This is a genomic window from Actinospineispora acaciae DSM 45401 (assembly GCF_000620785.1).
GTDB classification, from domain to species: domain Bacteria; phylum Actinomycetota; class Actinomycetes; order Mycobacteriales; family Pseudonocardiaceae; genus Pseudonocardia; species Pseudonocardia acaciae.
On sequence record NZ_JIAI01000007.1, the window covers coordinates 142,080 to 166,476 of the forward strand.

Below are 24,397 nucleotides of genomic sequence, written 5' to 3' on the forward strand. Positions count from 1 at the left end.
GTTTCGACAGAAGAGGTAGTCGCGCCATGCATGCCCGGCTAGAGATGATCAAGGAGCGCGCCCAGGTGGTGCTCGGTGGCCGCCGCGGTTGGTGGGTCGCCGGCCTCTCGCTGGCGCTCCCGGTCGCCCTGGTCGCTGTCGCGTGCGGCACCGCTGAGTCGACGCCGACCTCGGTCCGGGTGCAGAAGGGCAGCGTGGCCCGCGTGGTGTCCGCGACCGGCACCCTGCAGGCGATCACCGAGCAGAAGCTGGGCTTCACCACGGGCGGCAGGCTCACCCAGGTGCTGGTCGCGGTGGGACAGCAGGTCAAGGCCGGCCAGCCGCTGGCCACCATCGACGACCTGGAGGCCAAGGCGGACCTGCAGCAGGCCGAGGCCAAGCTGGCCAGGGAGCAGGCCGGGCTGGACCGGATCAAGGACGGCAACAAGACCGACGCCACGGCCGACGACTACAGCCACGCCAAGGACGTGCTCGGCGCGACCGAGGAGGAAGGCGACAAGATCGACAAGGCCAACTCCGAGGCGATCGACCAGATCCGCAAGCAGCTGGACGAGGACCGCGACAGCCTGGCCCAGATCCGGGCGCAGGCCGCCGCCGACCAGGACAAGTGCAACCGGTCGATCACCGGCAACTCGCACCGCTACGACGGCTACGGCGACAACGCCGACGTGCACAGCGGCCGCCGGGGCCTGCTGCTGGAGAACCCGCTGAACCTGCACGCCCCGTCCTGTGAGAAGGCCGAGAAGGGCAAGTCCGCGCTCGCCTCCTACCAGCGGCGGATCAGCGAGGGCGAGCGCGACCTGCAGCGGGCGGAGCGGCGCAGGGAGACCGACAAGGCCCGCCAGAAGGTGTCCGTCGAGAACGCCCGCCGGGACGCCACCGCCGCCGGCCACGACGCCGACGCCGCCGAGAGCGACCGCCCGCACGACATCGACGAGCAGGCCGCCAACGTGTCCGCGGCCGCCGCCGACGTGCTCAAGGCCAAGCGGGCGGTGGAGGACACCACCCTGATCGCGCCGGTGCCCGGCGTCGTGGGCAGCATCAACGGCGCCCCCGGCGAGCACGTCGGCTCCGGCTCGGGCACCACGCCGCTGGCCCCCGGTGGCCGGACCGCGCTGCCCGACATGGACTCCGGCGTCGGCGCCAAGGACTCCGGCGGGAGCAAGGAGGAGCGCCCGGGCGCTGACTCGTTCATCGTGCTCAAGAACGTGAACAGCTTCCAGGTGGTGGTCCCGTTCGAGGAGGCGGACGCCGCCTCGATCAAGCCCAACCAGAAGGTCAACGTGACCTTCGACGCCGTGCCCGGCCTGACCAGCGTCGGCACCGTCACCTCGGTCGCGCCCACCGGGACCCAGATCAAGGACGTGACGAACTACTACGTCACCGTGGTGCTCACCGAGGCCGACTCCCGGCTGCACGGCGGCCAGACCGCCGAGGCGGGTGTGGTCGTCGGCGGGGTGGACAACGTCCTGGTGGTGCCCACGGCGGCGGTGCAGCGGGGCGGCCAGACCGGCGTGGTGCAGGTGCTCCAGAAGGACGGCACCGTCCGGCGGGTGCAGGTGCAGCTCGGCATGGTCGGGGACCGCACGGTCGAGATCGTGTCCGGGCTCACCGAGGGCCAGCGGGTGGTCATCCCGGAGACGTGACCGGGGCTCGCCACTCGGTTGCGAGCGCGCGCGCAGGGTTGTCGACGAAGATCCGGTTCGTGATCTCCGTGCCCAGCTCGCGCTCCAGCCGGGGGCGAAGGGTTCGGAGCAGGTAGGGCATGCCGGGGCCTTCGCCGGTGGCCGCCCGCGCCTCGGCGGTGGTGGTGTCCGCGCCGACCATCAGCTGGTCGGCGTGGCCGGCCTCGGCGAGCGCGACCAGGGTGTCCATCAGCCGCCAGTCGGTGGCGTGGTGGGCACGCGACGGGCCGTCGAAGGCCAGGAAGGCGCCGGACCGGGCGGCGGCGAGCTGCTCGCGCGGGTCCGGCCGGCGGTTGAGGTGGCCCAGGATCACCGACGCCGGTGGCACGTCGAGGTGGCCGCACAGCAGGTCGAGGACGTCCAGGGCGGCGGTGCCCTGTTCGTGGTGCACGGCGATCGGCGCGCCGGTGGCGTGGTGGGCGGCGGCGGCCTCGGTCATCGTCCACCGGGCGTGCTCGTCCAGGCCGTGGAAGCTCCCGGCCACCTTGATCAGGCCGGCCCGCGCCCTGGTCGGTGGGGCGCCGGGTGGGCCGTCGAGGCGCATGCCGTGCACCAGCTCGTCGACGAACAGTTGGGCCGGCTCTTCGGGGATCGTGTCCGGGCGGTAGTGGCGGGCCTGGTGCAGGCCGGTGGCGGCGACCAGGTGCACGCCGGTGGACCGGGACAGCTCCGCGAGCCAGTCACCGCCCCGGCCGGTGCCGAACGGCGACCACTGCACGACCGAGGCGCCGCCCGCCTCGGCGAACGCGCGCAGCTCTGCCTCGGCCGCGCGCGGATCGGTCAGCTCGTGGCCGGGCAGCGCGGCGCTGGTGAGGAACACGTGGTCGTGGGCGTCGCAGGTGCCGAGCCGCGCGGGCTCGATGTCGCCGCACACGGTGCGTACCGCCCTGGTCACGGCGTTTCCTCGGCGAGCGCGGCCGTCGCGACCCGCAGCCCTGCCAGCGCCTTCGGCACCCCGATATACGGCGCGAGGTGCACGAACACCTCCACCACCTGCGCGTGTGACAGCCCGACCCGCAGGCCGGTGCGGGCGTGGCCGGCCAGCTGCGGGTCCACCCCGCCGAGCGCGGCCAGCGCGCCCAGGTTGACCAGCTGGCGGTCGCGGAGCGTGAGCTCGCCGCGCTGGTAGGTGCCGCCGAACAGGCTCGTCACTATCCAGTCGGCGAACCCGGGCGCGGCCTGCTCCAGCGCCGGGAACGTGCTTTCGATCGTCCGTTCGTCCTGCAGCTCGCGCAGCAGCCGGTAGCCGGCCTCCCGGTCCAGCGTGGCTTCGTTCACGACCCCTCCTCTGTAACGGCTCAGTCGTTACAGAGGCTAGCTCATAGGTAACGGCTAAGGCGTTACACTTTTCGGGTGGCGGACGAATTCCGGCTGGACTGCGGGGCGACCTGGCTGAACCTGCTGGCCACCAAGGGGCAGGCGTTCGGCGCGCGGCCGGTCGAGCGGCTGGCCACCGTGGACCGGCTGCGCGAGTGGCTCGCGCTCACCGAGCTGACCCCGGCGCACCCGCCCGGCGAGGCCGACCTGCGGGCGGCGTGGCGGCTGCGGGAGACGCTGCGCCCGCTCGCGATGGCCACCGTGACCGGCGCGCCGCCGCCGGCCGCCGAGGCCGCCGAGCTGTCCGAGCTGCTGGCCGCCGCCCCCGACCCGGTGGAGCTGCGCGCCGGCGGCGAGCGACTGCTGCGTCGCCCGCCGCCGACCACCGCCGCCGCGCTGGCCCGCATCGCCCGTCAGGCCGTCGACCAGCTCACCGGCCCGCAGCGCCACGACCTGGCCATCTGCCCGGAACACGACTGCCGTGGCGTGTTCGTGAACCAGGGCGGGCGCCGCCGCTGGTGCCCCTCCCCCGCGTGCGCGAGCCGGGGCCGGGTCCGCGCCCTGCGCGCCCGCCGCCGCGCGGCCCCGCCGGACTGATCGGCCCCTCGGCCGGGCGCCCGTGACGGATCGCGGGCGCCCGACCGGGCCGGTCAGGCCGGTTCGTACAGGCTGAACGGGGTGCCCTGGTCGTCGTGGCAGTGCGCGATCCGGCCGACGCCGGGGATCGCCTGGACGTCCTCGCTCTTGCCGCCCAGCTCGGCCACCTTCCGCGCCGACGCGTCGATGTCGACGGTGTGGAAGTAGACCCTCGGGTGCGTGAGCTCGGCGTCCTTGGGCGCGATCGCGCCGGCCGGGCCGCCCTCGATGATGTGGTAGTCCTGCCCGCCGAACGGGCTGGTGCGCCACCCGAACAGCTGGCCGTAGAACCGTCCCGCGCGGGCGGTGTCCTCGGCGGGCAGCTCCAGCCAGTTGATCTCTCCGGACATGGTGGATTCCTTCCGTGTGCGTGGATGAACCCCCAGAGGACGAACGGCGACCGGCCCGCTCGACACCGCGGCCGAGATTTCTTCGGCGGCCGGCACAGGCCAGTACAGTGCGGTCGTGGCGGCGGAGCTGGTCCGGTTCGACCCGCGCAACTCGCACGTGCACAGTGAGCCGTACACCGTGTACGAGCGGTACCGACGGCTCGACCCGGTTCATTGGGGCCTGCCGTACGCGCCGGGCGCCCCTGGCTGCTGGTACCTGTTCCGGCACGAGCACGTGGTGGCCTTCCTGCGCGACAGGCGTTTCCACCGCAAGTGGCCCAGGCACGCGTCGGACGACCGGATCGCGCACGCGCCGGCGCGGCAGCGCCCGTTCCTGGAGGTGCTGGACCGGATGCTGCTGTCCACCGACCCGCCCGAGCACCGCCGGCTGCGCACGCTGGTCGGCAAGGCGTTCGGGCAGCGGGCCGTCGAGTCGTACCGCCCGCTGGTGCGCCGGCTCGCCGAGGACCTGGTCGACGCGCTCCCCCGGCCGGCCGAGTTCGACGTCGTCGAGCGGCTCGCCGCGCCGCTGTCGTTCACCGTCATCTGCGCGGTGCTGGGCGTGCCGACCGAGCACACCGATCGGCTGCGGACCTGGAGCGCCCGCTTCAGCGACGGGCTCGACCTGCGCAAACAGCCGGACACGATGGCGGCGGCCGGTGAGGCGACGGTCAGGCTGCTGGACTACTTCGGCGAGCTGGTTCGCCAGCGGCGGCGGGAACCGCGCGACGACCTGGTCAGCGCGCTGGTCAGCGCCCGCGACGACGAGGACCGGCTCAGCGAGGACGAGCTGCTGGCGATGATCATCCAGCTCATCTTCGCCGGCCACGAGACGACCGTCGCCCAGATCGGCGCCACCGTGCTCAACCTGCTGGAGAACCCGGACCAGCTCGCGCTGCTGCGGGCCGACCCCGGGCTCATCGGCAACGCCGTCGAGGAGAGCCTGCGGCGCACCGGTTCGGCGCACACGGCGGCCGGGCGCAAGCCGTCCGAGGACGTCCGGATCGGCGACAAGCTGATCCGGGCCGGCGAGCCGGTGATCGCCTTCATCGCGGCGGCGAACCGGGACCCGGACGTGTTCGACGACCCGCACCGGTTCGACATCCGCCGCGACACCTCGGCCGCCGTCCCGTTCGGTGCCGGCGTGCACTACTGCCTGGGCGCGCAGCTGGCCCGGCTGGAGGCCGAGACCGCCGTCGCCACCCTGTTCCGCCGCCTCCCCGACCTGCAGCCCGTTCCAGACCGACCGTCGGTCTACCGCGACAACATCGTGCTGCCCGGCATCGAGCACCTCATCGTCCGGGAGCCCGCCGCCCGCGATACCCGTCCGGGTCGCGCACCCGTCTCGTCGCCCGGCTAAGGTCGGAGAATCGTGGACCATCGGGACCTCCGGCGGCGGTTCGAGACGCTGACCACCGCCCACCTCGCCGACGCGTGCATCCGGGCACAGATCCCGGTGCGCTGCGCCCCCGCGCCGGTGCGCGCCGTGGTTCCCGGCGACCGCCTCGCCGGGGCCGTCCGACCGGCGCGGCACGCCGGCAGCGTGGACGTCTTCCTGGAGGCGTTCGAGTCCGCCGCGCCCGGCGACGTGCTGGTCGTGGACAACGGTGCGCGCCTCGACGAGAGCTGCGTCGGCGACCTGGTGGTGCTGGAGGCCAAGGCCGCCGGGCTGGGCGGGATCGTGATCTGGGGGCTGCACCGCGACACCGCCGACATCCGCGCGATCGGGCTGCCGGTGTTCAGCATGGGCGCGATCCCGACCGGCCCGCAGCGCCTCGACCCGCGCGCCGAGGACGCCCTGGGGTCGGCCACCGTCGGCGACTGGGCCGTGACCGGGCAGGACGTGGTCCTCGGCGACGACGACGGCGTGCTGTTCATCCCGTCCACCCGCACCGAGGAGCTGTTCGCGCTGGCCGAGACCATCCGCGACACCGAGCGGCGGCAGGCCGAACGGATCGCCGCCGGCACCTCGCTGCGCGAGCAGGTGCGCTTCGAGGCGTTCCTCGACCAACGCCGGCGGACGCCCTCGCTGAGCTTCCGCGACCACCTGCGCGCCGTCGGCGGGGAGATCGAGGTATGACCGCGCCCTGGCAGTTCGCCGAGTTCTCCCCGGTCGGCGTCGACCTGTCCAGCACCGACGCGGTGCGCGCCTACGACCGCAACCAGGGCACCGACCCGGCCCGCGACCGCGCGCTGCTGGACCGGCTCGGCGTCGGCCCCGGCACCCGCCTGGTCGACCTCGCCTGCGGCACCGGCTCGTTCGTGGTCGAGGCCGCCCGCCGGGGCGCGCGGGCGCACGGCGTGGACGTCTCGACCGAGATGCTCGCGTTCGCCGGCCGCCGCGCCGAGGACGCCGGCGTCGAGGTGTCGCTGTCCCACGCCGGCTTCCTGACCTACCGCCACGACGGCGCCCCGGCCGACGTCGTGACCACCAAGTCGGCGCTGCACCAGCTACCGGACTTCTGGAAACAGGCGGCGCTGCTCAACATCGCCGGCTACCTCGCGCCCGGCGGGCTGCTCTACATCTGGGACGTGATCTTCACCTTCCCTCCGGAGGAGTACGCCGGGCACCTGCGGCGGCTGGTCGACGAGTTCGGCCACACCGACGGCGAGGGCTTCAGCCGCGAGGACTTCGAGTCCCACCTGCGCGAGGAGTTCTCCACCTACGGCTGGATCCTGGAGGGAATGCTCGACCGGGCCGGGTTCGACATCGTCTCCACCGACTTCCCCCGGCCCACGCACGGCGAGTTCCTCTGCCGCCGCCGTTAGCTCCTCGGGAGCAGCCGGACGGCGGGGGCGGCGGCCGCGGCGAGCGCGACCACCACCCAGAGCGCGCCGGTGATCTCGTCCCTCGGGCCGGCGACGTAGACCGAGCCGACCACGCCGAGCCCGACCGCCCCCGCGACCTGCTGCACGTTGTTGATCACGCCGGACGCCGCGCCGGCCAGGTGCGCGGGCACGCCGGCCAGCCCGAGCCCCAGCACCGGGGCCACGATCAGGCCCATCCCGACGCCCGCGACCAGCAGGCCGGGCAGCATCCCCACGGTGGTCGCGGCGTGGGTGCCGGTGGCGGCCAGCAGCGCCAGCAGGCCGAGCACGAACAGCGCGACGCCCGCCTGGAGCACCCGGCGCCCGTGCGCGGGCACCAGCCAGCGCGCGGCCGGGGCGGAGGCCATCGGGATGCCGAGCGCCCACGGCAGGATGGTGACCGCGGCGTGCGCCGGGCTCCAGCCCAGCCCGGACTGCAGGTACAGGGTGAACGTGAAGAACAGGCCGAACACGGCCGCATAGACCGAGGCGGTGACCAGCACGGCGCCGGTGAACCCGGCCGCGCGGAACAGCCCGGGGTCCACCAGCGCCGACCCGCCCCGGCGGCGCTGCACGGCCACGAACCCGGCGAACACCACCGAGGCGCCCAGCAGCAGCGCGGCCTCCGTGCCGGTCCAGCCGTGCTCGCCGCCGCGCAGCAGCGCCAGCAGCGCGAGCACCAGCGATCCGGCCAGCAGCACCGCGCCCGGCAGGTCGAGCGCGGCGCGGCGGTCGCCCTGGCTCGCGGGCAGTGCCGTGCCCGCGGCCAGCACCAGCGCGACCAACGGCAGGTTCACCAGGAACACCGCGCGCCAGCCCAGCCCGAGCGGGTCGGCCTCGGTGAGCACCGCGCCGCCGATGGGACCGGCCACGGTGGCCACGCCCGCGACGGCGGCGAACACGGACAGCGCCCGGCCACGCTGCGTCGGCGGGTAGAGCAGTTGGATGAGCGCGAGCGCCTGCGGCACCATGATCGCGGCGGTCACGCCGTGCGCGGCGCGCGCCGCCACCAGCTCACCGGCGGTGCGGGCCAGCGCGCAGGCCAGCGAGGCGGCGCCGAACCCCGCGGCGGCGGCGAGCAGCACCCGCCGGTGTCCGAACCTGTCCCCCAGCCGGCCGCCGACGAGCATCAGCACGCCGAGCGCGAGCGGGTAGGCCGAGGCGATCCAACCGGCCGCCGCGCCGTCGGCGGCGAGCTCGCGGGTGATCACCGGGAGCACGGTGTTGACCACCGTGCCGTCGACGAGGTCCATCACGGCGGCCAGGATCACGGCCGCGAGCGCGATCGTTCGGGTGTGCATGTGCTGCCCCTGTCCTTCGCATCGAGAGCGGAAGGGAGGGGCCGTCCAGCCACCCGGTCTTCAACGGGCTCGGCGCCGGCAAAGTTTCCTCGCCGGCGGCTTTATCGATCTAGCGCATCGATCTAGCGCGCTCTGCTCAGCCAGGGCGAGACGCGGTCGCGGTCCAGCAGCTCCGGGCGGGCCAGGCCGCTCAGCATGATGCGGACGTGGGAGTGGACGTCGCTGGTCCAGGCGTGGCACAGGTCCTTGGACACACAGCGGTCGGGGCCTCGGTCGCGGGCGGAGGCGACGATCGTGTCCACGTCGGCGCGCACCCGCTCGCTCTCCGAGGCCGGGTCCTCCAGCGTCGCGCCGCCGGCGGTGATCACGGCGTCGATGTCCGAGAGCTGCCCGTGCAGCCACTCCCACGGCGCGGCCTTGACCTCCGCCGCCCAGTGCCGCCTGCTCGGTTCGACGCCGTCGAAGTACGGATGGAAGTGCGCCGCCTCGAACGCGGCCGGGACGCCGTCGATGCGGTCGAACAGGTCGGCGCGCCAGACCGGACGGTCCGCCACGATCCGCTGGGCGGCCGACTCGGTGCCCCGGTGCGGCTGGCCCTCCAACAGCCGAACCTCGATGCGTGCCCCGTGTTCCAGGTGGCTGTCGTCCAGGTCGATCTCGAACCAGTGCCGGACCAGGACGGCTACCTCGTTGTAGACGAACGCAGTGAGCACCGCGCGGCTCCTCTCCAAGTGGACTGACCACTCGACCCTAACGCCGCGCCGGCGCCCACACCCGGCGTACGGCGAGGTTGACATTGACGTTGACATTGACGCTGCGTCAACTTCTATGGTCGTGACATGCGGGAATGGTCGATCCACGACATCGCCCGCGCCGCCGGCACCACCAGCCGGACGCTGCGGCACTACCACCAGGTCGGGCTGCTGGCGCCCAGCCGGATCGGCGCCAACGGATACCGCTACTACGACGAACAGGGCCTGGTGCGGCTGCAACGGATCCTGCTGCTGCGTGAGCTGGGGCTCGGGCTGCCCGCCATCGCCGAGGTGCTGGCGGGCCAGCGGGACACGGCGCAGGCGCTGCGCGCCCACCTGGCGCTGTTGAGGTCCGAACGCGCGCGGCTCGGGCGGCGGATCAACTCGGTCCGCACCACGCTGCGCAAACTGGAACGAGGGGAGCCACTGATGGCCGACGAGGTACTGGACGGGTTCGACCACACCCGCTACCGCGAGGAGGTGATCGAGCGCTGGGGCGAGGACGCCTACCGCCGCTCGGACGACTGGTGGCGGACGCTGTCCGCCGAGGACAAGGAGTCCTTCCAACGCCGGCACCTGGAGATCGCGTCGGACTACGGCCGGGCGCATGCGGCCGGCCGTAGTCCGGACGGCGACGAGGCGCAGGAGATCACCCAGCGCCAGTACGAGTGGATCACCGACGGCTGGCGGGGCACCCGCCCGACCGCCGAGCAGTTCGCCGGCCTTGGCCAGCTCTACGTGGACGACCCGCGCTTCACCGCGAACTACGACAGGCACGGCGACGGCACCGCCGCCTTCGTCCGCGACGCGATGAAGGCCTACGCCGAGCGCCGGCTGTAGTGTCGTGTAAACGAGGTTCCTTGCCCGGATTCGGTGATCCAGGTGGATGCACCGCAAGGCGGAGGAGCCCCCGATACCGGGGTTGTATCGGGGGCGACGACAACGCGGCGGGGCGCCGCCTGGGCGCCGAAGACGGGTAAGACGACCTCGTTTACACGGCACTAGCTACGCCCCGGCGCCGGCGAGCACCTTGCGCAGCGCCTCGGCGAACTCCACCGGCCGGGGCAGGAAGCCGCCGTGGTCGCCGGGGAACTCGACGGGCGCGACGCCGAGCAGCCGGGCCAGCGCCACCGAGGTCCGGTAGGTGACCAGGTCGGTGGACTCCGCGCCGATGCCGATCACGACCCGGGTGGGCGCGGCCGACAGCGCCTCGACGTCGGGCAGGTAGCCGGCGGTCGCCCGCAGCTCGTGACCGAAGAACCGGGCGCTGTCCGCGAGGTGCTGCTCGACGGACCCCTCCTGGGGCGGGCCATCGACGTTTCCGTCATCGTCGCCGGAGAACCCGGCGTTGCCGATGAACTTCCGCCACGCCGCGTCCACGCCGTCCCGGTGGAACGTCTGGACGACCTCCTCGGTGGCGGCGCGGTGCTCGGCGGCGTCCGGGAGCAGCTCCAGCACCGGCGGCTCGTGCGCGACCAGCGTGCGCAGCCGCCCCGGGTGCCGCGCGACCACCGCGAGCCCGGTCACCGCGCCGCCGCTGGAGCCGAACATGTCCGCGGTCTCGGCCCCGAGCGCGTCCATGATCGCCGCGACGTCGTCCGCGCGCAGTTCCGGCGTGGAGTCCTGCTCGGGGTCGTCGACGGAGCTGCCCGAGATTCCCCTCGGGTCGGCGGTGACGACGGTGTGGTCGGCGGCGAGCGCGTCGGCCAGCGGCGCGAAGAACGCCGACGCCATCGGCGAGCCCAGGACCAGCAGCAACGGCCCCGAGCCGCGCACCTCGTAGTACAGGTGCGCGCCGGGGACGTCGAGGGTGTGGGTGGTTGTCATGTCCGGTAGTCCTTCCGTCGGGCTGATGTGTCGGCGGTAGGACTCCGACGGGCGGCGGATTTCATCGCTCCTCCGTGCCCGAATATTCAGGGGCGCGGTGCGAGCGCCCGTTCGATCAGCGCGGTGTCGCCGTACTCGATGATCTCCCGGATGAGGCCGCCGTCGAGCCGGTACCAGAAGCAGTACTCGTTGTCGTAGCGCGCGCCCGCCGTGGTGACCGAGTCGCCCGTACACCGCGCCACCACCCAGTCACCCTCCGCGAGCAGCTGCCGCACGGTGCGCCGGTACGGCTCGGCGAACTGGGCGAGCAGCGGCGCGAGCAGCTCCGTCCGTACCGCCGCCTTGCCCTCGTACGTGCCCGACCAGCTCGTCTCCCCCATCACCGTCCACCGCACGTCGTCGGCCAGCGCCGCCAGCCACCCCGCCCCGTCCCCGCCGGCCAGCCTCTCCTCGGCGGCCCGGACCAGTTCCTTGTTCTTCTCGGCCAGTCCCATGCCGCCGACGCTAAGCCCGCACCGCCCGCCCCCGCCCCGCCGCTTCGACACCGCCGCCATGCGCCGCCCGCATATCCCCAGCTCACAAGCCGTGAGTGGTTAGCGGTGCTATGACACCGCTAACCACTCACGGGTTCTGACCTGGGCACTTTCGGGTGCGGTTCGGTCGCCGCAGAATGTGGCGCATGGACAACGGGGTCGTGATGCGGGCGGCGGACATCGGCGGGAGCGGGAGCGGGAGCGGGGTTGGGCGGTACCTGGGATGGCTGGAGCGCGAGCGCGGGCTGGTGTTCGGGGGGTATGACGCGTTGTGGCGCTGGTCGGTGGCGGAGCCGGAGGCGTTCTGGGCGTCGATCTGGGACCACTACGGGGTTCGGGCGCGGCGGGGGTACGAGCGGGTGCTGGGCTCGGTGGAGATGCCGGGGGCGCGGTGGTTCGCGGGCGCGGAGCTCAACTACGCCGAGCACATGGTGGGCGACCTCGACACGAACTCCGACAGCGACGCGCTGGCGATCACGGCGCGTTCGCAGAGCAGGGGGCCGGTCGAGCTGACCTACGGTGAGCTGCGGGAACGGGTCGCGCGCGCCCGCGCGGGCCTGCACGAGCTCGGGGTGCGGGCCGGCGACCGAGTGGTGGCCTACCTGCCGAACGTGCCGGAGACGCTGGTCGCGTTCCTGGCGGCCGCGAGCCTGGGCGCGGTGTGGGCGTCGTGCGCCCCGGAGTTCGGAGCGCGCAGCGTGGTGGACAGGTTGGCGCAGGTGGAGCCGACGGTGCTACTCGCGGTGTCCGGCTATACGTACGGACGGACGTACCACGACCGCCGCGACGAGGTGTCCGCCATCCGCGCCGGGCTGCCCACGCTGCGGCACGTCGTGGAGGTGCCCTACGGCGAGCACCCGCTCCCCGAGACGATGGCATGGGACGAGCTGTTGGCCGCCGAGGGGCCGCTGGAGTTCGACCCGGTCGGGTTCGACCACCCGCTGTACGTGCTGTTCTCCTCCGGCACCACCGGGCTGCCCAAGGTGATCGTGCACGGGCACGGCGGGATCCTGCTCGAACACCTCAAGCTGCACGGACTGCACCTGGACACCCGCCCCGGCGACCGGGCCCTGTGGTTCACCACCACGGCCTGGGCGATGTGGAACATCACGATCTCCGCGATGCTGCACCGGGCCGCGCTGGTGCTGCTGGACGGCAACCCGCTGGCGCCCGACCTGGGCGCGCAGTGGCGCCTCGGCGCGGAGACCGGGGCGACGCTGTTCGGCACCAGCCCGGGCTACCTGATGGCCTGCCGCAAGGCCGGCCTGGCACCGCCGCGCTGGCCGGAGCTGCGCAGCATCGGCACCACTGGGTCGCCGCTGCCGGCCGAGGGGTTCGACTGGGTGTACCAGCGGTTCGGGGGCGATGTGCTGCTCAACCCGATCAGCGGCGGCACCGACGTGTGCAGCGCGTTCGTCGGCGGCGGCCCGTGGCAGCCGGTGTACCGGGGCGAGATGTCCGGGCCGTGCCTGGGGGTGGACGTCACCGCGTTCGACCCGGCCGGCAACGAGGTCGTCGGCGAGCTGGGCGAGCTGGTGATCCGCGCGCCGATGCCGTCCATGCCGCCGAGGTTCTGGAACGACCCGGGCGACGCCCGCTACCGCTCGTCCTACTTCGACGCCTACCCGGGCGTGTGGCGCCACGGCGACTGGACGGTCGTGTCGCCCCGGCGCAGCTTCGTCATCACCGGAAGGTCGGACGCCACGCTGAACCGGGGCGGGGTCCGGCTGGGCACCGCCGAGTTCTACGCCGTGGTCGAGGAGCTGCCCGAGATCGCCGACAGCCTGGTGGTGCACCTGGAGAACGGGCGCGACGGACAGGGCGAGCTGGCGCTGTTCGTCCAGCTCACTCCAGGGACGGAGCTGGACGACGCGCTGCGCGGGCGGATAAAGGACGCGCTGCGAGGACAGCTCTCGCCCCGGCACGTGCCGGACTCGGTGCACGCCGTGCCGGTCATCCCGCGCACGCTCACCGGCAAGAAGCTGGAGCAGCCGATCAAGCGGATCCTGCAGGGCGCGGCGGCCCGCGAGGTGCTCAGCCCGGAGGCGATGAACGACCCGAGCGCGCTGGACGCGTTCACCGAGCTGGCCGCCCGCCGCTGATCACGCCGGCAGCGACAGGTCCAGCTCGTCCCAGCCCGAGGTCGGCAGCGGCCGCACCTCGCGCACCCACTCCGCCCTCAGATACGGCAGGCACGCCTGGTCCGCGCCGCCCGGTTGCCACTCGTAGGACCGGTCGTGGAACAGCGCCTCCAGGTAGTCGTTCCACGCGCCGTAGTCGGAGCTGACCACCAGCTCCGCCGGCGCCTCGAACTCGACGGTGGCGTACCCGGTGCTCAGCTCGTGCTCGGCGTCCAACAGCAGGGCCGCGTCGACCAACCGCACCTCGCCGGTCCAGGCCCAGATCGGCGGCCGCCCGCCGGTGTCGACGCCGTGCCGCGCCATCGCGTCCACCATCGCCCGGTACGCCCGCGCATGTTGCGGGATGACCCGGTCCCAGTCCCCGACCAGCAGCCCGTCCGCATCCAGCTGCTCGACCCTGGCCAGCCGCTGGAACGTCCGCAACACCACGCTCACCCGAACGCCAGCGGCAGCGACACGAACCCGGTGTTCCCTGACATCGGCAACGCCTCGGGCGCCCCGTCCAGCCTCGGCTCGGGCAGCCGGCGGGCCAGCAGCGGCAGCGCCACGCTCATGTCCCCCCTGGCCACCGCGTGACCGATGCAGTAGTGCGCGCCGCCGCCGAAGGCGAAGTGCGGCGGTCGCTTGACCGTGATGTCGAACTCGGGGTCGGGCACCGCGTCCGGGTCCGTCCCCGCCGACTCGGCGAACAGGTGCACGGTGGTGCCCTCGGCGATGCGTACGCCCTGGAACTCGATGTCCTGGGCGGCCTCCCGGGTGATCCAGGTGGTGGTCGGGTTGACCCGCATGACCTCCTCGACGGCCGCGCGCCCCAGCTCGGGCCGCTCCGCGAGCAGCCGCCACTGCCCCGGATGGGCCAGGAACGTGCGCATGGCCAGGCCGAGCTGGTTGCGGGTGGTGTCCATCCCGCCGAAGATCAGCAGCACGATCGCGTTGCGCAGCTCGGCCTCGGTGAGCCGGTCGTCGTCGCGCTGGGCCAGCACCAGCCGGGACACGAAGTCGTCCCCTGGGCGTTGGATCCGGTCGGCGATCAGCGCGTCGGCGTAGCCCTGCAGGCCGGCCAGCGCGGCGTGCACCCGCCCGATGTCGCGCTGGATGGTCACGCCCAGCGCCAGCCCGATGTCGCCGGACCAGGCGGACATGGTGCGCCACTCCGACTCCGGGATGCCCAGCATGATCGCCAGCACCCTGGCGGCGTACGGCTCGGCGAAGTCCGCGATGAACTCGCAGCGCCCGGCCGGGGCGAACGCGTCGACCAGCTCGTCGGCCAGCGCCTGGAACCTCGGCGTGAGCTCCTTGATCAGCTTCGGGGAGAACGCCGGGGTGAGCAGCCGGCGGATCCGGTCGTGGTCCTCGCCCTCCAGGTTGAGCAGCGTGTTCGACCACCAGTGCGCGAACGGCCCCCCGTCCACGCCGTTGCGCTCCGGCCACCTGGCGCTGCCCTGCACCAGCCGCCGGTCCTTGAGCAGCGCATTGACCTCGCGGTGGCGCAGCACGGCCAGCCCGTAGTTGGTCCGCGCGTACCAGCCGCGCTCGCGGGCGGCGCGCACCGCCTCCGACTGGACGGAGAACGCCGGGTCGGCCACGTCGAAGTACATATTTCCCCCGCTCAGACGCCGGTGACGCCGTCTATTCGTTCCCGGATCAGGTCGGCGTGGCCGTTGTGGCGGGCATACTCCGCGATCATGTGCGTGTAGATCCACCGGAGGGTGACCTGCCCGCCGAGGAACGGGCTGGTCTGGTCCAGCCGCCGCGCGGCGGCGTGCTCGCGGCCCCGCTCGATCTCGGCCTCCCAGGTCTTGCGCGCGCTGCCGAAGCGGGCGTCGTCGTCCAGGTCGAAACCGCCGTCGTGGCCGTTCGGGTCGGCCTCCGGGTCGTAGATCGGTGGCGCGTCCTCGCCGACCAGGACGCGGCGGAACCAGTTCCGCTCGACCTCGGCCATGTGCCGCACCAGCCCGAGCAGGGTCAGCGGCGAGGGCGGCACCGAGGCGGTGCGCAGCTGCTCCTCGGTGAGCCCTTCGCACTTGACGGCCAGCGTGGCGCGGTAGAAGTCCAGCCAGCTCTCCAGGGTCTCGCGCTCGTCGGCGTTCAGCGGCGGCATCGGCCGTTCGGTGGTCACGATCGGCATCATGCCAGCGGGCACCGACGGCCCTACAGCTCGACGATGACGTTGCCCAGGTGCTCGCCCCGCAGCAGCTCCAGCAGCGCGCGCGGCGCCTCGTCCAACCCCTGGAACCGCCGCACCGGCACGGTGATCTCGCCGCGCCGCAGCCACCGCGTGACCTCGCGCAGGCCCTCGCGCTGCAGCTCGGGGTTGGCGCTGGTGACGAACCCGCGCACGGTGATCTGCCTGGACTGCAGCACCAGGCTGTCCAGCAGCACCGGCGCGGTGTCGTCGGCCCCCTCGCCGAGCTGGCCGGACAGCGCCCCGCACAGCGCGATCCGGGCGCCCGGCCTGGCCAGCTCCACGGCCGCTTGCAACTGCTCGCCGCCCACGTTGTCGAAGTACACGTCGATGCCGTCCGGCGCCGCCTCGGCCAGCCGCGCCGCGACCGGCCCTTCGCGGTGGTCGAACGCCGCGTCGAAGCCCAGCTCGTCGACCAGCCACCGGACCTTGCGCGCCGACCCCGCGCTGCCCACCACCCGACCGGCGCCCCTGAGCCGCGCGATCTGGCCCACCATGGTGCCCACCGAGCCCGCCGCGCTGGACACGAACACCGTGTCCCCCTCGCGCACCCCCGCTATCCCGACCAGCCCCACGTACGCGGTGTCGGCCTGCACGAGCTGGCCGACCGGATCGGCCCCTTCCGGCACCACCCGCACCCGGTCGGCCGGGCACACCGCGTACTCCCGCCAGCCCTGGACGTGCGCCACCGGCGTGCCCGCCGGCAGCTCGGCGGTGCCCTCGACCACCTCGCCGGCGGCCGGGCCCCACATCACCTCGCCGGGTACGTATGGCGGCACCGGCAGCCGGGTGCCCGCCATGAGCGACCGCATCAGCGGGCGCATCGCCAGGTGGGTGTTGCGCACCAGCACCTGCCCGAGGCCCGGCGACCCGACCGGCGCGTCGACGATCTCGAAGTGCTCGGGACCCACCGGGCCCGTGTTCGGGCGCGCGGCGGCGAGCCGGACCTCGCGATGAGTGGTCGGGGGCATGTCCGCGGAGCGTAGCCCGCGACACGCCGAGGACTGTGGCGTTTATCGGGCGGCCGGGACGGCCCCCACTGTGGCGGTCCCGCTGGACTCGGCGAGGCACTGGGCGGCGGCGGTGCGGTAGGCCTGGCCACAGGCCGGTGTGCTCACGGCGGCGAGTCGATCCCACAGCCCGGCTCGCTCGCGCAGCAGTTGTGACCGCGCTTCGGGCGAGACGCCCAGGAGCACGGCGTTGCTGGCCAGCGCTGACCACAGCTCCGCGTGCAGTTCCTGAGGCTGATCGCTCACGATCCGATGCTCACCGGCCATCACACGAATCCTCCTGATCGCTGGACCGACCCGCGGCCCGAGGTCGGGAAACACACACCGCTGTGCCGAGTACCCAGTCAGGCCTCGGAATACTCGGCGCTCGGCGTGTCGTTTCGGGTCCGCCCGATCGGGGGTGTGCGATTCAGGCGTTCGGTCCAGCGTGCCCTGAGGCACCCATCCGTACGTCACGGGTCTCTGGGCCGATCGCGGCGCCGGTGAACACCAACAGCCCCGCCAGCACCAGCAGCACCAACGCCGTGTAGCGCGGGGGAACGAACGCGGCCAGGCCGTTCTGGTAGAAGGCGTAGAAGGACGGCACGATCACGGCCAGGCTGTAGCCGACGCCGAAGCCGGAGGCGCGCACGCTGGTGGCGAACCGCTCGTTGATGTACGGGGTCACCGCGCCCCACATGGACAGCGCCAGGATGTTCACCACGATCAACAGCACCGCGAGCCCCACCAGCGAGCCCACCGACCCGGACACGATCACGCCGTAGCCGACCGGCACCAGCGTCGCGATCAGCACGCCGGAGCCCATCAGGTAGCGCCGCCGCCCGGTGTGCTGGCTCAGCGCGCCGCCGCCGGCGTAGGCGCCCACCAGCACGGCGTAGACGATGATCAGCAGCCCGGTGGTGGTGGAGCTGGTCAGCCCGAGCGCGGAGGTGAGCAGGCCGGGCAGCACGGCGGACATCATGTTCAGGGTCAGCCAGACGCCGGTCATCAGGACGAACACCTGCGCCAGCCCGCGCAGGTTGGACCCGGTGAACAGGTCCACGAGCGGGCGCCGGGCCTTCTCCGAGCCGGCCCACGACTCCGACTCGCGCACCGACCTGACGAACCAGGCCACGAACACGAAGGCGAGCAGCGCGCCGATCACGAACGGGATCCGCCAGCCCCACTGCACGTACGGCGAGTCCGGCCCGTTAGCCGGCAGCACCCGCAGCAGCAGGTAGGTGATGATCGCGACCAGGCAGTAGGCCAGCGGGTACCCGGACACGATGAACCCGCCGACGATCCCCCGCCGCCGGCGCGGGCTGTACTCCAGGGCCAGCGGGGTGGCGCTGGTGTACTCGCCGCCGAGGAACACCCCGTCGACGAACCGCAGCGCGATCAGCGCCACGATCGCCCAGACGCCCCAGGCCTGGTGGCCGGGCAGGCAGGCGATCACCAGGGTGGTCACCCCGAACCCGAGCACCGACACGATCGCGGTGCGCCGCCGCCCGATCCGGTCCGCGAAATGGCCGAACACGATGGCCCCGACCGGGCGGCCGATCAGCGTGGCGGTGAAGATCGCCGCCGCGATCACCGCGGCCGCGCCCGGGGACAGGCCCTTGGGCTCGAAGTACGCCATCGCCGGGGCCAGCGCCACGATCGGCAGGTACACGTCGAACATGTCGACGACGAACCCGAACCAGGCGCCGAACACCGCCTTGCGCGCGTCCGGCGACATCGCCTCCGTGGTCCGGCCGGTGTCGATCTCGGTCATGTCATCCGCCCGAGCCGCCCTCGTGGACGGCGACCGTCGGCTCCAGCCCCTCGGCGCCGACCACCTCGCGCCAGGCGTCGAAGCCGGTCTGGAACGCGACGATCCCGGCCTCGGGCAGGCTGATCTCGATCGCCTCCAGGATCTCCCTCGGGGTCAGGCCGAGGTCCAGCGCGACCCGGATGTGGCTCTGGATGTGGCCCTTGGACGCGCGCATCACCGTCAGGCTGACGATGAAGATCAGCTCCTTGGTCTTGCGGTCCAGCGTCCGCTGCTCCAGGTAGGCCGCGCTGACCAGGCCGTTCGCCGCCTGGAGCATCGGGAAGTCCTGGCTGGCCATGACCTTGTGGTAGTCGAGGACGTAGCCGCGCTTGCGGGCCATGTCGTCGATGTACTCCTGGGCTTCGCTCACGTGCGTGTTCCTTTCCGGTCAGACGGGCAGGGCGAGTACGCGGGCCGGCGAGCCGTCGCCGCCGACGATCTTCAGCGCGCCTACGACGAGGGTGAACCGGGTGTTCGTCACCTCGCGGAGGACCAGGTTCTCCAGGATGAGGACGCCGGCGCCGAGCAGCGTGGTGTGCACCGGGCACGGGTAGCCGGTGGGACGCAGGTCGCCGGGTAGTTCGGGGGTGACCGTGTCCACCCCGACCAGGCGGAAGCCTCGGCGCACTATCCATTCGGCCGCGGGTACGGACAGGTAGGGGTGGTGCAGGTAGCCGGGGTCGGTGAACAGCTCGTCCCAGCCGGTGCGGATCAGCAGGGCGTCGCCCGGTCGGGCGTCGGCGGCTTCCAGGTCGGCGATCTCGATCGGCTGGTCGGCGGGTTTGTCCACCGAGACGCACACCGCCGGGCCGATCAGCGTGGACGGCGGGACCTGGTCGATCGTGGCGCCGTCGGCGATGAAGTGCGACGGGGCGTCCAGGTGGGTGCCGAGGTGGATCGGCATCCGCAGCTCCAGGCAGCGCAGGCCGTGCTCCTCCATGGTGCGGACCGGGCGGAACGACGGCGCCGGGATCGTGGTGGCGTGCGGCATGCCCTCGTAGTAGGCCTGGGACAGGTCGATCACGGTGCTCATCAGGCCCCCTTTGCCGCGCGTTGGGTGGCTTCGTGCAGGTCCACGCCCGCGTTGGCGGCTATCCAGCGGGCCAGCAGGGTGTGGTCGGCGCCGGGGTCCTGGTTGGCGGCCAGGGTTGCGGCGGCCGCTTCGACGACGGCGTGTGCCACGGGGGTGGGGGTGGCGGTGTCCTCGGCGATCTCCAGCGCGGTCCGCAGGTCCTTGACCATCAGCCGCAGCGCGAACCCGGCGTCGAACGTGCCGGACAGGACGTAGGGCTCGAACTTGACCTGGGTGGCCTGGTTGCGGCCGGTGGAGGCGTTGATGACGTCGAGCATCACCTTCGGGTCCAGGCCGAACTTCGCGCCGGTGGTGAGCACCTCGGCCGCGCCGGCGATGCCGATCGCGGACAGCAGGTTGTTCAGCGCCTTGACCGCGTGCCCGGACCCGACCGGGCCGGTCGGCATGATCGTCGTGCCCATCGTCTCCAGCAGCGGACGGACCCGCTCGACGGCCTCCGCCGCGCCACCGACCATGATCGACAGCTCGCCGCTGACCGCCTTGACCTGGCCGCCGGAGACCGGGGCGTCGACGTACCCGACGCCGCGCGCGGCGGCCCGCTCGGCCAGCGCGACGGTGCTCGCCGGCCGCGACGAGCTCATGTCCACGATCACGGCGCCCGCCCGTACCGCCGCCAGCAGCCCGTCGCCGACCAGCACCCGCTCCACGACGTCGCTGCCGGGCAGCATCAGGACCACCACGTCCGCGCTCCCGGCCGCCGCCACCGGGTCCGCCGCGACGAACTCCGCGGCCCTGCCGGCGTCCACGTCGTGCACCACCAGCTCGAACTCGCCGCTGGCCGCCACGTGCCGGGCCATCGGCAGCCCCATCACGCCCAACCCGACGAACAACACCCTGCTCACTGGAACACCCGCCTCGCTCACGCGGTTCCCTCCTCCCCCTGCCGGGTCCGCAGCTGCTCCATGGCGACGGCGGCGGCCGACCGCACGTGCGCCTCGCACGCCGCCCATGCCGCGTCGCCGTCACCGGCCAGCGCGGCGGCCGTGATCGCGGCCAGCTCCCGCTCGGTGTGCGGCGCGCGGCCGGGTGCCTGCAGCGTCAGGCCGCGCAGCAGGCTGATCCGGGCGTGCACCCCGCGCAGCGTGGTACGGATGACGTCGTTGCCCGCGCCGTCCAGCAGCGCGTCGTAGAAACCGTCCTTCGCCGCGAGCACCGTGGCCAGCTCACCGTCGCGCAGGGCCGCCCGCACCTGCGCGAGCCGCCGCTTGAGCCCCGCCCGCTGCTCCGCCGTCGCGCGCTCGGCGAACGACCGCCCGGCCAGCGCCTCCAACACCGCCCTGACCTCGTACAGCGCCGCCGCATCCGCCTCGGTGAGCACCGCGACCACCGGCCCCCGGTTCGGTACCAGCGCCACCAGGCCCTCGGACTCCAGCTGACGCAGCGCCTCCCTGACCACCGTCCGGCTCACCGCGTACCGCTCGCACAGCACCCGCTCGACCAACCGCTCCCCCGGCTGGAAGTCGAAGCCCACGATCGCCGCGCGCAGCAGCTCGACCACCTGCTGCCGCAGCGGCGCGGCTTCCCGCCGCAACTCAGCCCTCATACCGTCCGACCGTAATACGGTATGAGCGCGCACGCAACGCCGCAGCTCAGAACCCGTGAGTGGTTAGCGTTGCTATGACAACGCTAACCACTCACGGGTCTTGAGCAGGCGTTTTGCGCGTTCGCGCGCTTCGCCGGAAACGTATCCGCAGGTCAGAAGCCGTGAGTGGCTAGGGCCGCTATGACGGCCCTAGCCACTCACGGGTCGGGTCAGAGGTAGGTGGCGCGGAGGGCGGCCTGGTCGGGGACGTCGAGGTCCGGCAGGGGCTGGCCGGTGGCGCGGGTGAGGATGTGGTCGGCCAGGGCGGGGTTGCGGGCGAGCACCGGGCCGTGCAGGTAGGTGCCGATGATCCGGTCGGTGCAGGCGCCCTCCGGTGACTTGCGGCCCGGGCCGCCGCCGGTCCCGTTGCCGATCCCGGACACCACCTGGCCGAGCGGGCGGGCGCCGGCGCCCAGCGTGGTGGCGCCCCGGTGGTTCTCGAAGCCGACCAGCCGGCCCACCCCGGGGACGTGGCAGTCGGTGACGATGTGACCGGTCGCGCGGTGGCGGCGGGGGCGGGTGGTGATGTCCAGCAGGCCGGCCCCGGGGTGCTCGGAGCCGTCCATGTTCGTCATGGTCCGGCCCAGGATCTGCAGGCCCGCGCAGACCGCCAGGGTCACCCCGGTCTCGGCGATGGCGCGGCACAGCCCGGTGTGGCGGCGCAGCCAGCTGGCCGCGAACAGCTGGGCGACGTCCTCGCCGCCGCCGAGCAGGTAGATGTCGCAGCTGGTCGGCGGCTCCTCCTCGGCGGTGCAGTGCAGGATGCGCGCCGGGATGCCGCGCCAGCGCAGCCGCTGGGCGAGCACCGTGGCGTTGCCGGAGTCGGCGTAGGTGCCGAGCACGTCGGGCAGGATCAGCCCGATGGTGATCTCCGACCCGGAGTTGTTGGTCTGCTGATCGGGCATGACAGGGTCCCTCACGCTCCGTCCGCGCAGGCGGTGTTCATGGTCACGCCTCACCTCAGCGGGCCGCGCCCAGGCGGCGCCGCAGGGCGTAGAAGGCCGTGTAGTTGGCGACCACGTCGACCTCCCCCTCGGGCAGCTCGGTGAGCGCCTCGAGCGGATCCGGGGCGGTGTGGTGCGCCAGGTCGGCGTAGCTCAGCCGCACCCCCAGGTCGGCGGCCCGCTCCCCGCTGGCCGCGAGCGGCCGCTCGCCGAGCGCCGCGAAGTCCACGTCCCACAGCCAGGAGGTGTCCCGTCCGTCGGCCTCGCGGGCGTTCACCACGATCAGCAGCGGGCGCCCGGGGGTGAGCATGGACAGCGTCGCCGCCCAGCCCGCCGGGTTCTTGGCCAGCAACAGCCGCAGGGTGCGCGCGCCGAGCGTCACGCTGGAGTAGCGCCCCGCCACGTTGTCCAGCCGGCCGATCGCCTCGGCCGCCTCGCCAGCCGGTACCCGTTCGTGGTCCGCGGCGGCCAGCGCCATCAGCGCGTTCGCCCGGTTGAACTGCCCGGGCAGCCCGATCGACAGCGGCGTCGCCGACTTGTCGGTCCGCGCCTCGGTCCCCGCCTCGGTCAGGCCGGCGTCGTCACCGTCCTCGCTCAGCCACCAGTCCGGCTTCGGCTGCGCCAGCCCGCACTCGCAGCGCCAGCCCACCGCCGACCAGCTCATCACCCGGCCACAGCGCGGGCAGGTCAGCGTGTCCTCCCGCCAGGCCGCCCCGGCCGCCACCCACACCACCTTGCCGGCGGCCTGGTCGGCGGCCCAGACGGTCATCGGGTCGTCCGCGTTGGCGATCACGGTGGTGTCCGGCAGCTCGGCGAGCGCGGAGCCGATCGTGGCGGCCGTCTTGCGGACCTCGCTGGCCCGGTCGAGCTGGTCGCGGGACAGGTTGAGCAGCACGATCGCCACCGGCCTCGACTGCCGCGCCACCGACGCCACGTGCAGCTCGTCGACCTCCAGCACCGCCCGCCCGGCGCCCCGGTCCTCGGCCAGCGCCGCCACCGCCCCGTCGGCCATGTTCGAACCCGACGAGTTGTGCGCCACCGCGCCCTGGGTGCGCAGCGCGGCGGCCACCATGTGGCTCGTGGTCGTCTTGCCGTTCGTACCCGACACCAGCACCACCCGGCGGCCGGCCGAGAGCCGCCGCAGCGCGTCGGGCTGCATCGCCAGCGTCACCCGCCCGCCGATGATCGACCCGCTGCCGCGACCGGCCCAGCGGGACAGCTTGGCCACGGCCAGCCCCGCCCGCACCGAGAGGTCACACCACCACCCCGGCGTCGAACGCTCACCGGCCGACCGGCTCTCAACCCGGGGCGGCAAGGACTCGGCAACTTCCGACGTTTTCGTGGTCCACCTCATTCGTCAGCGCCCAGGCCGCGACGCGGGAGGACAACGCCGACACCCAACACGGGCTCATCTCATCAGAATTCATAGGAAACGCACATTGTTAACGACTCGATCCCGATCGGGCGACGCCCGGAACCCGGGCGCGCGGCGTGAGCAAAGTCTAGTCCCACCGGCATCGCCCCAGGTCAGCGACCCGCGCTAGGTAACGTCGACTGAGACCATTGCCAGCAAACCCCGCCGTCCGTAGCCTGCCGACCCGACAACTGACGGGGGTGGCTCCGCCGACGCCGAACGCCGGCAATAGCCACCCCCGGGGCGACCGGCCCGGGAGCGCACGGGCTCAGTTCTTGATGGAGAACGAGTCGCTCACCGTAGTGCCGCCGCACACCATGTCGACCCGCACCGCGCCGCCCCTGGCGTCCCGGTTCACCTTGCCGAGGGTGGTGAAGCTGCCCCAACCCGGCGAGGTGCTCTCGAGCGTGAACGGCCCGGACGCCCGCAGCGCGGACGGCGAGGACACGCAGAAGGTGTTGATCCGCACCGTCTCCCCCGGCCGCGCCGCCCCCTTCACCTGGGCCTTGATGCTCGGCCGCTGCCCGTCGTCGCCCTGGGACGGGGTGGCCGGCGCCGGCGCGGTGCTGGACGGCGGCGCGGGCCGCTCGGCCCACGTGCCGCGCGACGGGCCGTACGAGGGACCGCGTGAGGGGCCGTACGAAGGACCGCGTGAGGGGCCGTATGAAGGATCGTGCGAAGGGCCGTACGTCGAGCCGTACGAGGAGCCGCCCGAGGTGTCGTCGGCGTCGTCGTCGATCGGCGCGGCCGTCGCCACCCCCGCCCCGCTCAGTAACGCGAGCACCATCAGCCCCACGGCAGCCGTCACCGCGCGAACCCGCATCTGGAATCCCCTCGATCGTGAGGCCCGTCCCTGAGGCCTCCGCACGCGAGGATTAACGGCCGCGCGACCTATCGCGTTAGCAGCATTCCGGAGTTATACGGGATCGCACGCCGAAGCCGTGAGTGGCAGGAGGCGCTATGGCACCCCTCGCCGCTCACGGGTCGT

General features: G+C 73.1%; 27 protein-coding genes. 7 read left to right on the forward strand and 20 right to left on the reverse strand.

The window, feature by feature from the left end; genetic code table 11:
• The first annotated feature begins 26 nt into the window (after positions 1 to 26).
• The gene (locus N912_RS0128640) at positions 27 to 1,646 is read left to right on the forward strand and encodes a permuted SH3 domain-containing protein (RefSeq protein ID WP_037067109.1); all 1,620 of its coding nucleotides are present in this window, start codon (positions 27 to 29) and stop codon (positions 1,644 to 1,646) included.
• Here N912_RS0128640 and N912_RS0128645 read toward each other — a convergent pair.
• Both N912_RS0128645 and N912_RS0128650 read right to left on the reverse strand, forming a co-directional pair.
• Positions 1,630 to 2,580, reverse strand: a complete 951-nt coding sequence (locus N912_RS0128645; RefSeq protein WP_028925085.1) for a phosphotriesterase family protein — start codon at positions 2,578 to 2,580, stop codon at positions 1,630 to 1,632. The two genes, N912_RS0128640 and N912_RS0128645, sit on opposite strands and share 17 nt — an antisense overlap.
• Positions 2,577 to 2,963 (reverse strand): carboxymuconolactone decarboxylase family protein, encoded by a 387-nt coding sequence (locus N912_RS0128650; RefSeq protein WP_028925086.1) that lies wholly within the window; start codon positions 2,961 to 2,963, stop codon positions 2,577 to 2,579. Before N912_RS0128650 ends, N912_RS0128645 begins: the two co-directional genes overlap by 4 nt.
• Positions 2,964 to 3,038: 75 nt before the next feature.
• Here N912_RS0128650 and N912_RS0128655 point away from each other — a divergent pair, with 75 nt between their 5' ends.
• Positions 3,039 to 3,599 carry a CGNR zinc finger domain-containing protein gene (locus N912_RS0128655; RefSeq protein ID WP_028925087.1) on the forward strand — a complete coding sequence of 187 codons (561 nt, stop codon included), beginning with the start codon at positions 3,039 to 3,041 and terminating at the stop codon, positions 3,597 to 3,599.
• Between the two features lie 53 nt (positions 3,600 to 3,652).
• On the opposite strand, the gene N912_RS0128660 is transcribed toward N912_RS0128655, so the two are convergent.
• Entirely contained in the window at positions 3,653 to 3,988 is a 336-nt protein-coding gene (locus tag N912_RS0128660; protein WP_028925088.1) for a VOC family protein, read from the reverse strand.
• Between the two features lie 115 nt (positions 3,989 to 4,103).
• Between N912_RS0128660 and N912_RS55315 the strand changes: the two genes are divergently transcribed.
• From N912_RS55315 to N912_RS0128675, 3 genes are read left to right on the forward strand one after another with little or no spacing between them, the layout of a single operon-like run.
• The gene (locus N912_RS55315) at positions 4,104 to 5,387 is read left to right on the forward strand and encodes a cytochrome P450 (RefSeq protein ID WP_064745412.1); all 1,284 of its coding nucleotides are present in this window, start codon (positions 4,104 to 4,106) and stop codon (positions 5,385 to 5,387) included.
• A gap of 12 nt (positions 5,388 to 5,399) precedes the next feature.
• Positions 5,400 to 6,107 carry an RraA family protein gene (locus tag N912_RS0128670; RefSeq protein ID WP_028925089.1) on the forward strand — a complete coding sequence of 236 codons (708 nt, stop codon included), beginning with the start codon at positions 5,400 to 5,402 and terminating at the stop codon, positions 6,105 to 6,107.
• Positions 6,104 to 6,796 carry a class I SAM-dependent methyltransferase gene (locus N912_RS0128675; RefSeq protein ID WP_028925090.1) on the forward strand — a complete coding sequence of 231 codons (693 nt, stop codon included), beginning with the start codon at positions 6,104 to 6,106 and terminating at the stop codon, positions 6,794 to 6,796. The genes N912_RS0128670 and N912_RS0128675 overlap by 4 nt, the downstream gene beginning before the upstream one ends.
• Here N912_RS0128675 and N912_RS55320 read toward each other — a convergent pair.
• A complete protein-coding gene (locus tag N912_RS55320) occupies positions 6,793 to 8,136 on the reverse strand; it encodes an MFS transporter (RefSeq protein WP_051580930.1) in 1,344 nt (447 codons plus the stop codon). The genes N912_RS0128675 and N912_RS55320 overlap by 4 nt on opposite strands.
• 122 nt (positions 8,137 to 8,258) lie before the next feature.
• Entirely contained in the window at positions 8,259 to 8,849 is a 591-nt protein-coding gene (locus N912_RS60785) for a hypothetical protein (protein WP_051580931.1), read from the reverse strand.
• Positions 8,850 to 8,975: 126 nt separating this feature from the next.
• On the opposite strand from N912_RS60785, the gene N912_RS0128690 reads away from it, so the two are divergent.
• Complete coding sequence (locus N912_RS0128690; protein WP_028925091.1) at positions 8,976 to 9,728, forward strand: MerR family transcriptional regulator; 753 nt, start codon at positions 8,976 to 8,978, stop codon at positions 9,726 to 9,728.
• A 165-nt stretch (positions 9,729 to 9,893) separates the two neighbouring features.
• On the opposite strand, the gene N912_RS0128695 is transcribed toward N912_RS0128690, so the two are convergent.
• Together N912_RS0128695 and N912_RS0128700 are read right to left on the reverse strand one after the other, a co-directional pair.
• Positions 9,894 to 10,715, reverse strand: a complete 822-nt coding sequence (locus N912_RS0128695; RefSeq protein WP_028925092.1) for an alpha/beta fold hydrolase — start codon at positions 10,713 to 10,715, stop codon at positions 9,894 to 9,896.
• An 86-nt stretch (positions 10,716 to 10,801) separates the two neighbouring features.
• Positions 10,802 to 11,209: a nuclear transport factor 2 family protein gene (locus tag N912_RS0128700; protein ID WP_028925093.1), complete on the reverse strand. Its 408-nt coding sequence runs from the start codon at positions 11,207 to 11,209 to the stop codon at positions 10,802 to 10,804.
• A 185-nt stretch (positions 11,210 to 11,394) separates the two neighbouring features.
• Between N912_RS0128700 and N912_RS0128705 the strand changes: the two genes are divergently transcribed.
• The gene (locus tag N912_RS0128705) at positions 11,395 to 13,350 is read left to right on the forward strand and encodes an acetoacetate--CoA ligase (RefSeq protein ID WP_051580932.1); all 1,956 of its coding nucleotides are present in this window, start codon (positions 11,395 to 11,397) and stop codon (positions 13,348 to 13,350) included.
• Here N912_RS0128705 and N912_RS0128710 read toward each other — a convergent pair whose 3' ends face one another.
• The 13 genes from N912_RS0128710 to N912_RS65290 all read right to left on the reverse strand — a co-directional run bounded on the left by N912_RS0128710 (position 13,351) and on the right by N912_RS65290 (position 24,217).
• A complete protein-coding gene (locus N912_RS0128710; RefSeq protein WP_028925095.1) occupies positions 13,351 to 13,824 on the reverse strand; it encodes a hypothetical protein in 474 nt (157 codons plus the stop codon).
• The gene (locus tag N912_RS0128715) at positions 13,821 to 14,987 is read right to left on the reverse strand and encodes a cytochrome P450 (protein ID WP_037067113.1); all 1,167 of its coding nucleotides are present in this window, start codon (positions 14,985 to 14,987) and stop codon (positions 13,821 to 13,823) included. The genes N912_RS0128710 and N912_RS0128715 overlap by 4 nt, the downstream gene beginning before the upstream one ends.
• An 11-nt stretch (positions 14,988 to 14,998) precedes the next feature.
• The gene (locus tag N912_RS0128720) at positions 14,999 to 15,490 is read right to left on the reverse strand and encodes a DinB family protein (protein WP_037067286.1); all 492 of its coding nucleotides are present in this window, start codon (positions 15,488 to 15,490) and stop codon (positions 14,999 to 15,001) included.
• Positions 15,491 to 15,540: 50 nt separating this feature from the next.
• Positions 15,541 to 16,545: an MDR family NADP-dependent oxidoreductase gene (locus tag N912_RS0128725; protein ID WP_028925098.1), complete on the reverse strand. Its 1,005-nt coding sequence runs from the start codon at positions 16,543 to 16,545 to the stop codon at positions 15,541 to 15,543.
• A gap of 42 nt (positions 16,546 to 16,587) precedes the next feature.
• Positions 16,588 to 16,830: a hypothetical protein gene (locus N912_RS0128730; RefSeq protein ID WP_156994126.1), complete on the reverse strand. Its 243-nt coding sequence runs from the start codon at positions 16,828 to 16,830 to the stop codon at positions 16,588 to 16,590.
• A 163-nt stretch (positions 16,831 to 16,993) separates the two neighbouring features.
• Entirely contained in the window at positions 16,994 to 18,337 is a 1,344-nt protein-coding gene (locus tag N912_RS0128735) for an MFS transporter (protein WP_028925100.1), read from the reverse strand.
• A 1-nt stretch (position 18,338) separates the two neighbouring features.
• Positions 18,339 to 18,746, reverse strand: coding sequence for a carboxymuconolactone decarboxylase family protein (locus N912_RS0128740; RefSeq protein ID WP_028925101.1), 408 nt, complete (start codon positions 18,744 to 18,746; stop codon positions 18,339 to 18,341).
• A gap of 18 nt (positions 18,747 to 18,764) precedes the next feature.
• On the reverse strand, positions 18,765 to 19,409 hold the full coding sequence (locus N912_RS60790; protein ID WP_051580933.1) for a cyclase family protein: 645 nt from the start codon (positions 19,407 to 19,409) through the stop codon (positions 18,765 to 18,767).
• The gene (locus N912_RS0128750; RefSeq protein ID WP_037067119.1) at positions 19,409 to 20,311 is read right to left on the reverse strand and encodes an NAD(P)-dependent oxidoreductase; all 903 of its coding nucleotides are present in this window, start codon (positions 20,309 to 20,311) and stop codon (positions 19,409 to 19,411) included. The genes N912_RS60790 and N912_RS0128750 overlap by 1 nt, the downstream gene beginning before the upstream one ends.
• Positions 20,312 to 20,328: 17 nt before the next feature.
• Positions 20,329 to 21,012, reverse strand: coding sequence for a GntR family transcriptional regulator (locus tag N912_RS0128755; protein ID WP_037067122.1), 684 nt, complete (start codon positions 21,010 to 21,012; stop codon positions 20,329 to 20,331).
• 209 nt (positions 21,013 to 21,221) lie between these two features.
• On the reverse strand, positions 21,222 to 21,956 hold the full coding sequence (locus N912_RS0128760) for a type 1 glutamine amidotransferase (protein ID WP_028925104.1): 735 nt from the start codon (positions 21,954 to 21,956) through the stop codon (positions 21,222 to 21,224).
• Positions 21,957 to 22,011: 55 nt separating this feature from the next.
• Positions 22,012 to 23,241, reverse strand: coding sequence for a MurT ligase domain-containing protein (locus tag N912_RS0128765; protein ID WP_028925105.1), 1,230 nt, complete (start codon positions 23,239 to 23,241; stop codon positions 22,012 to 22,014).
• 436 nt (positions 23,242 to 23,677) lie between these two features.
• Positions 23,678 to 24,217: a hypothetical protein gene (locus tag N912_RS65290; RefSeq protein WP_211261426.1), complete on the reverse strand. Its 540-nt coding sequence runs from the start codon at positions 24,215 to 24,217 to the stop codon at positions 23,678 to 23,680.
• Between the last annotated feature and the right edge of the window lie 180 nt (positions 24,218 to 24,397).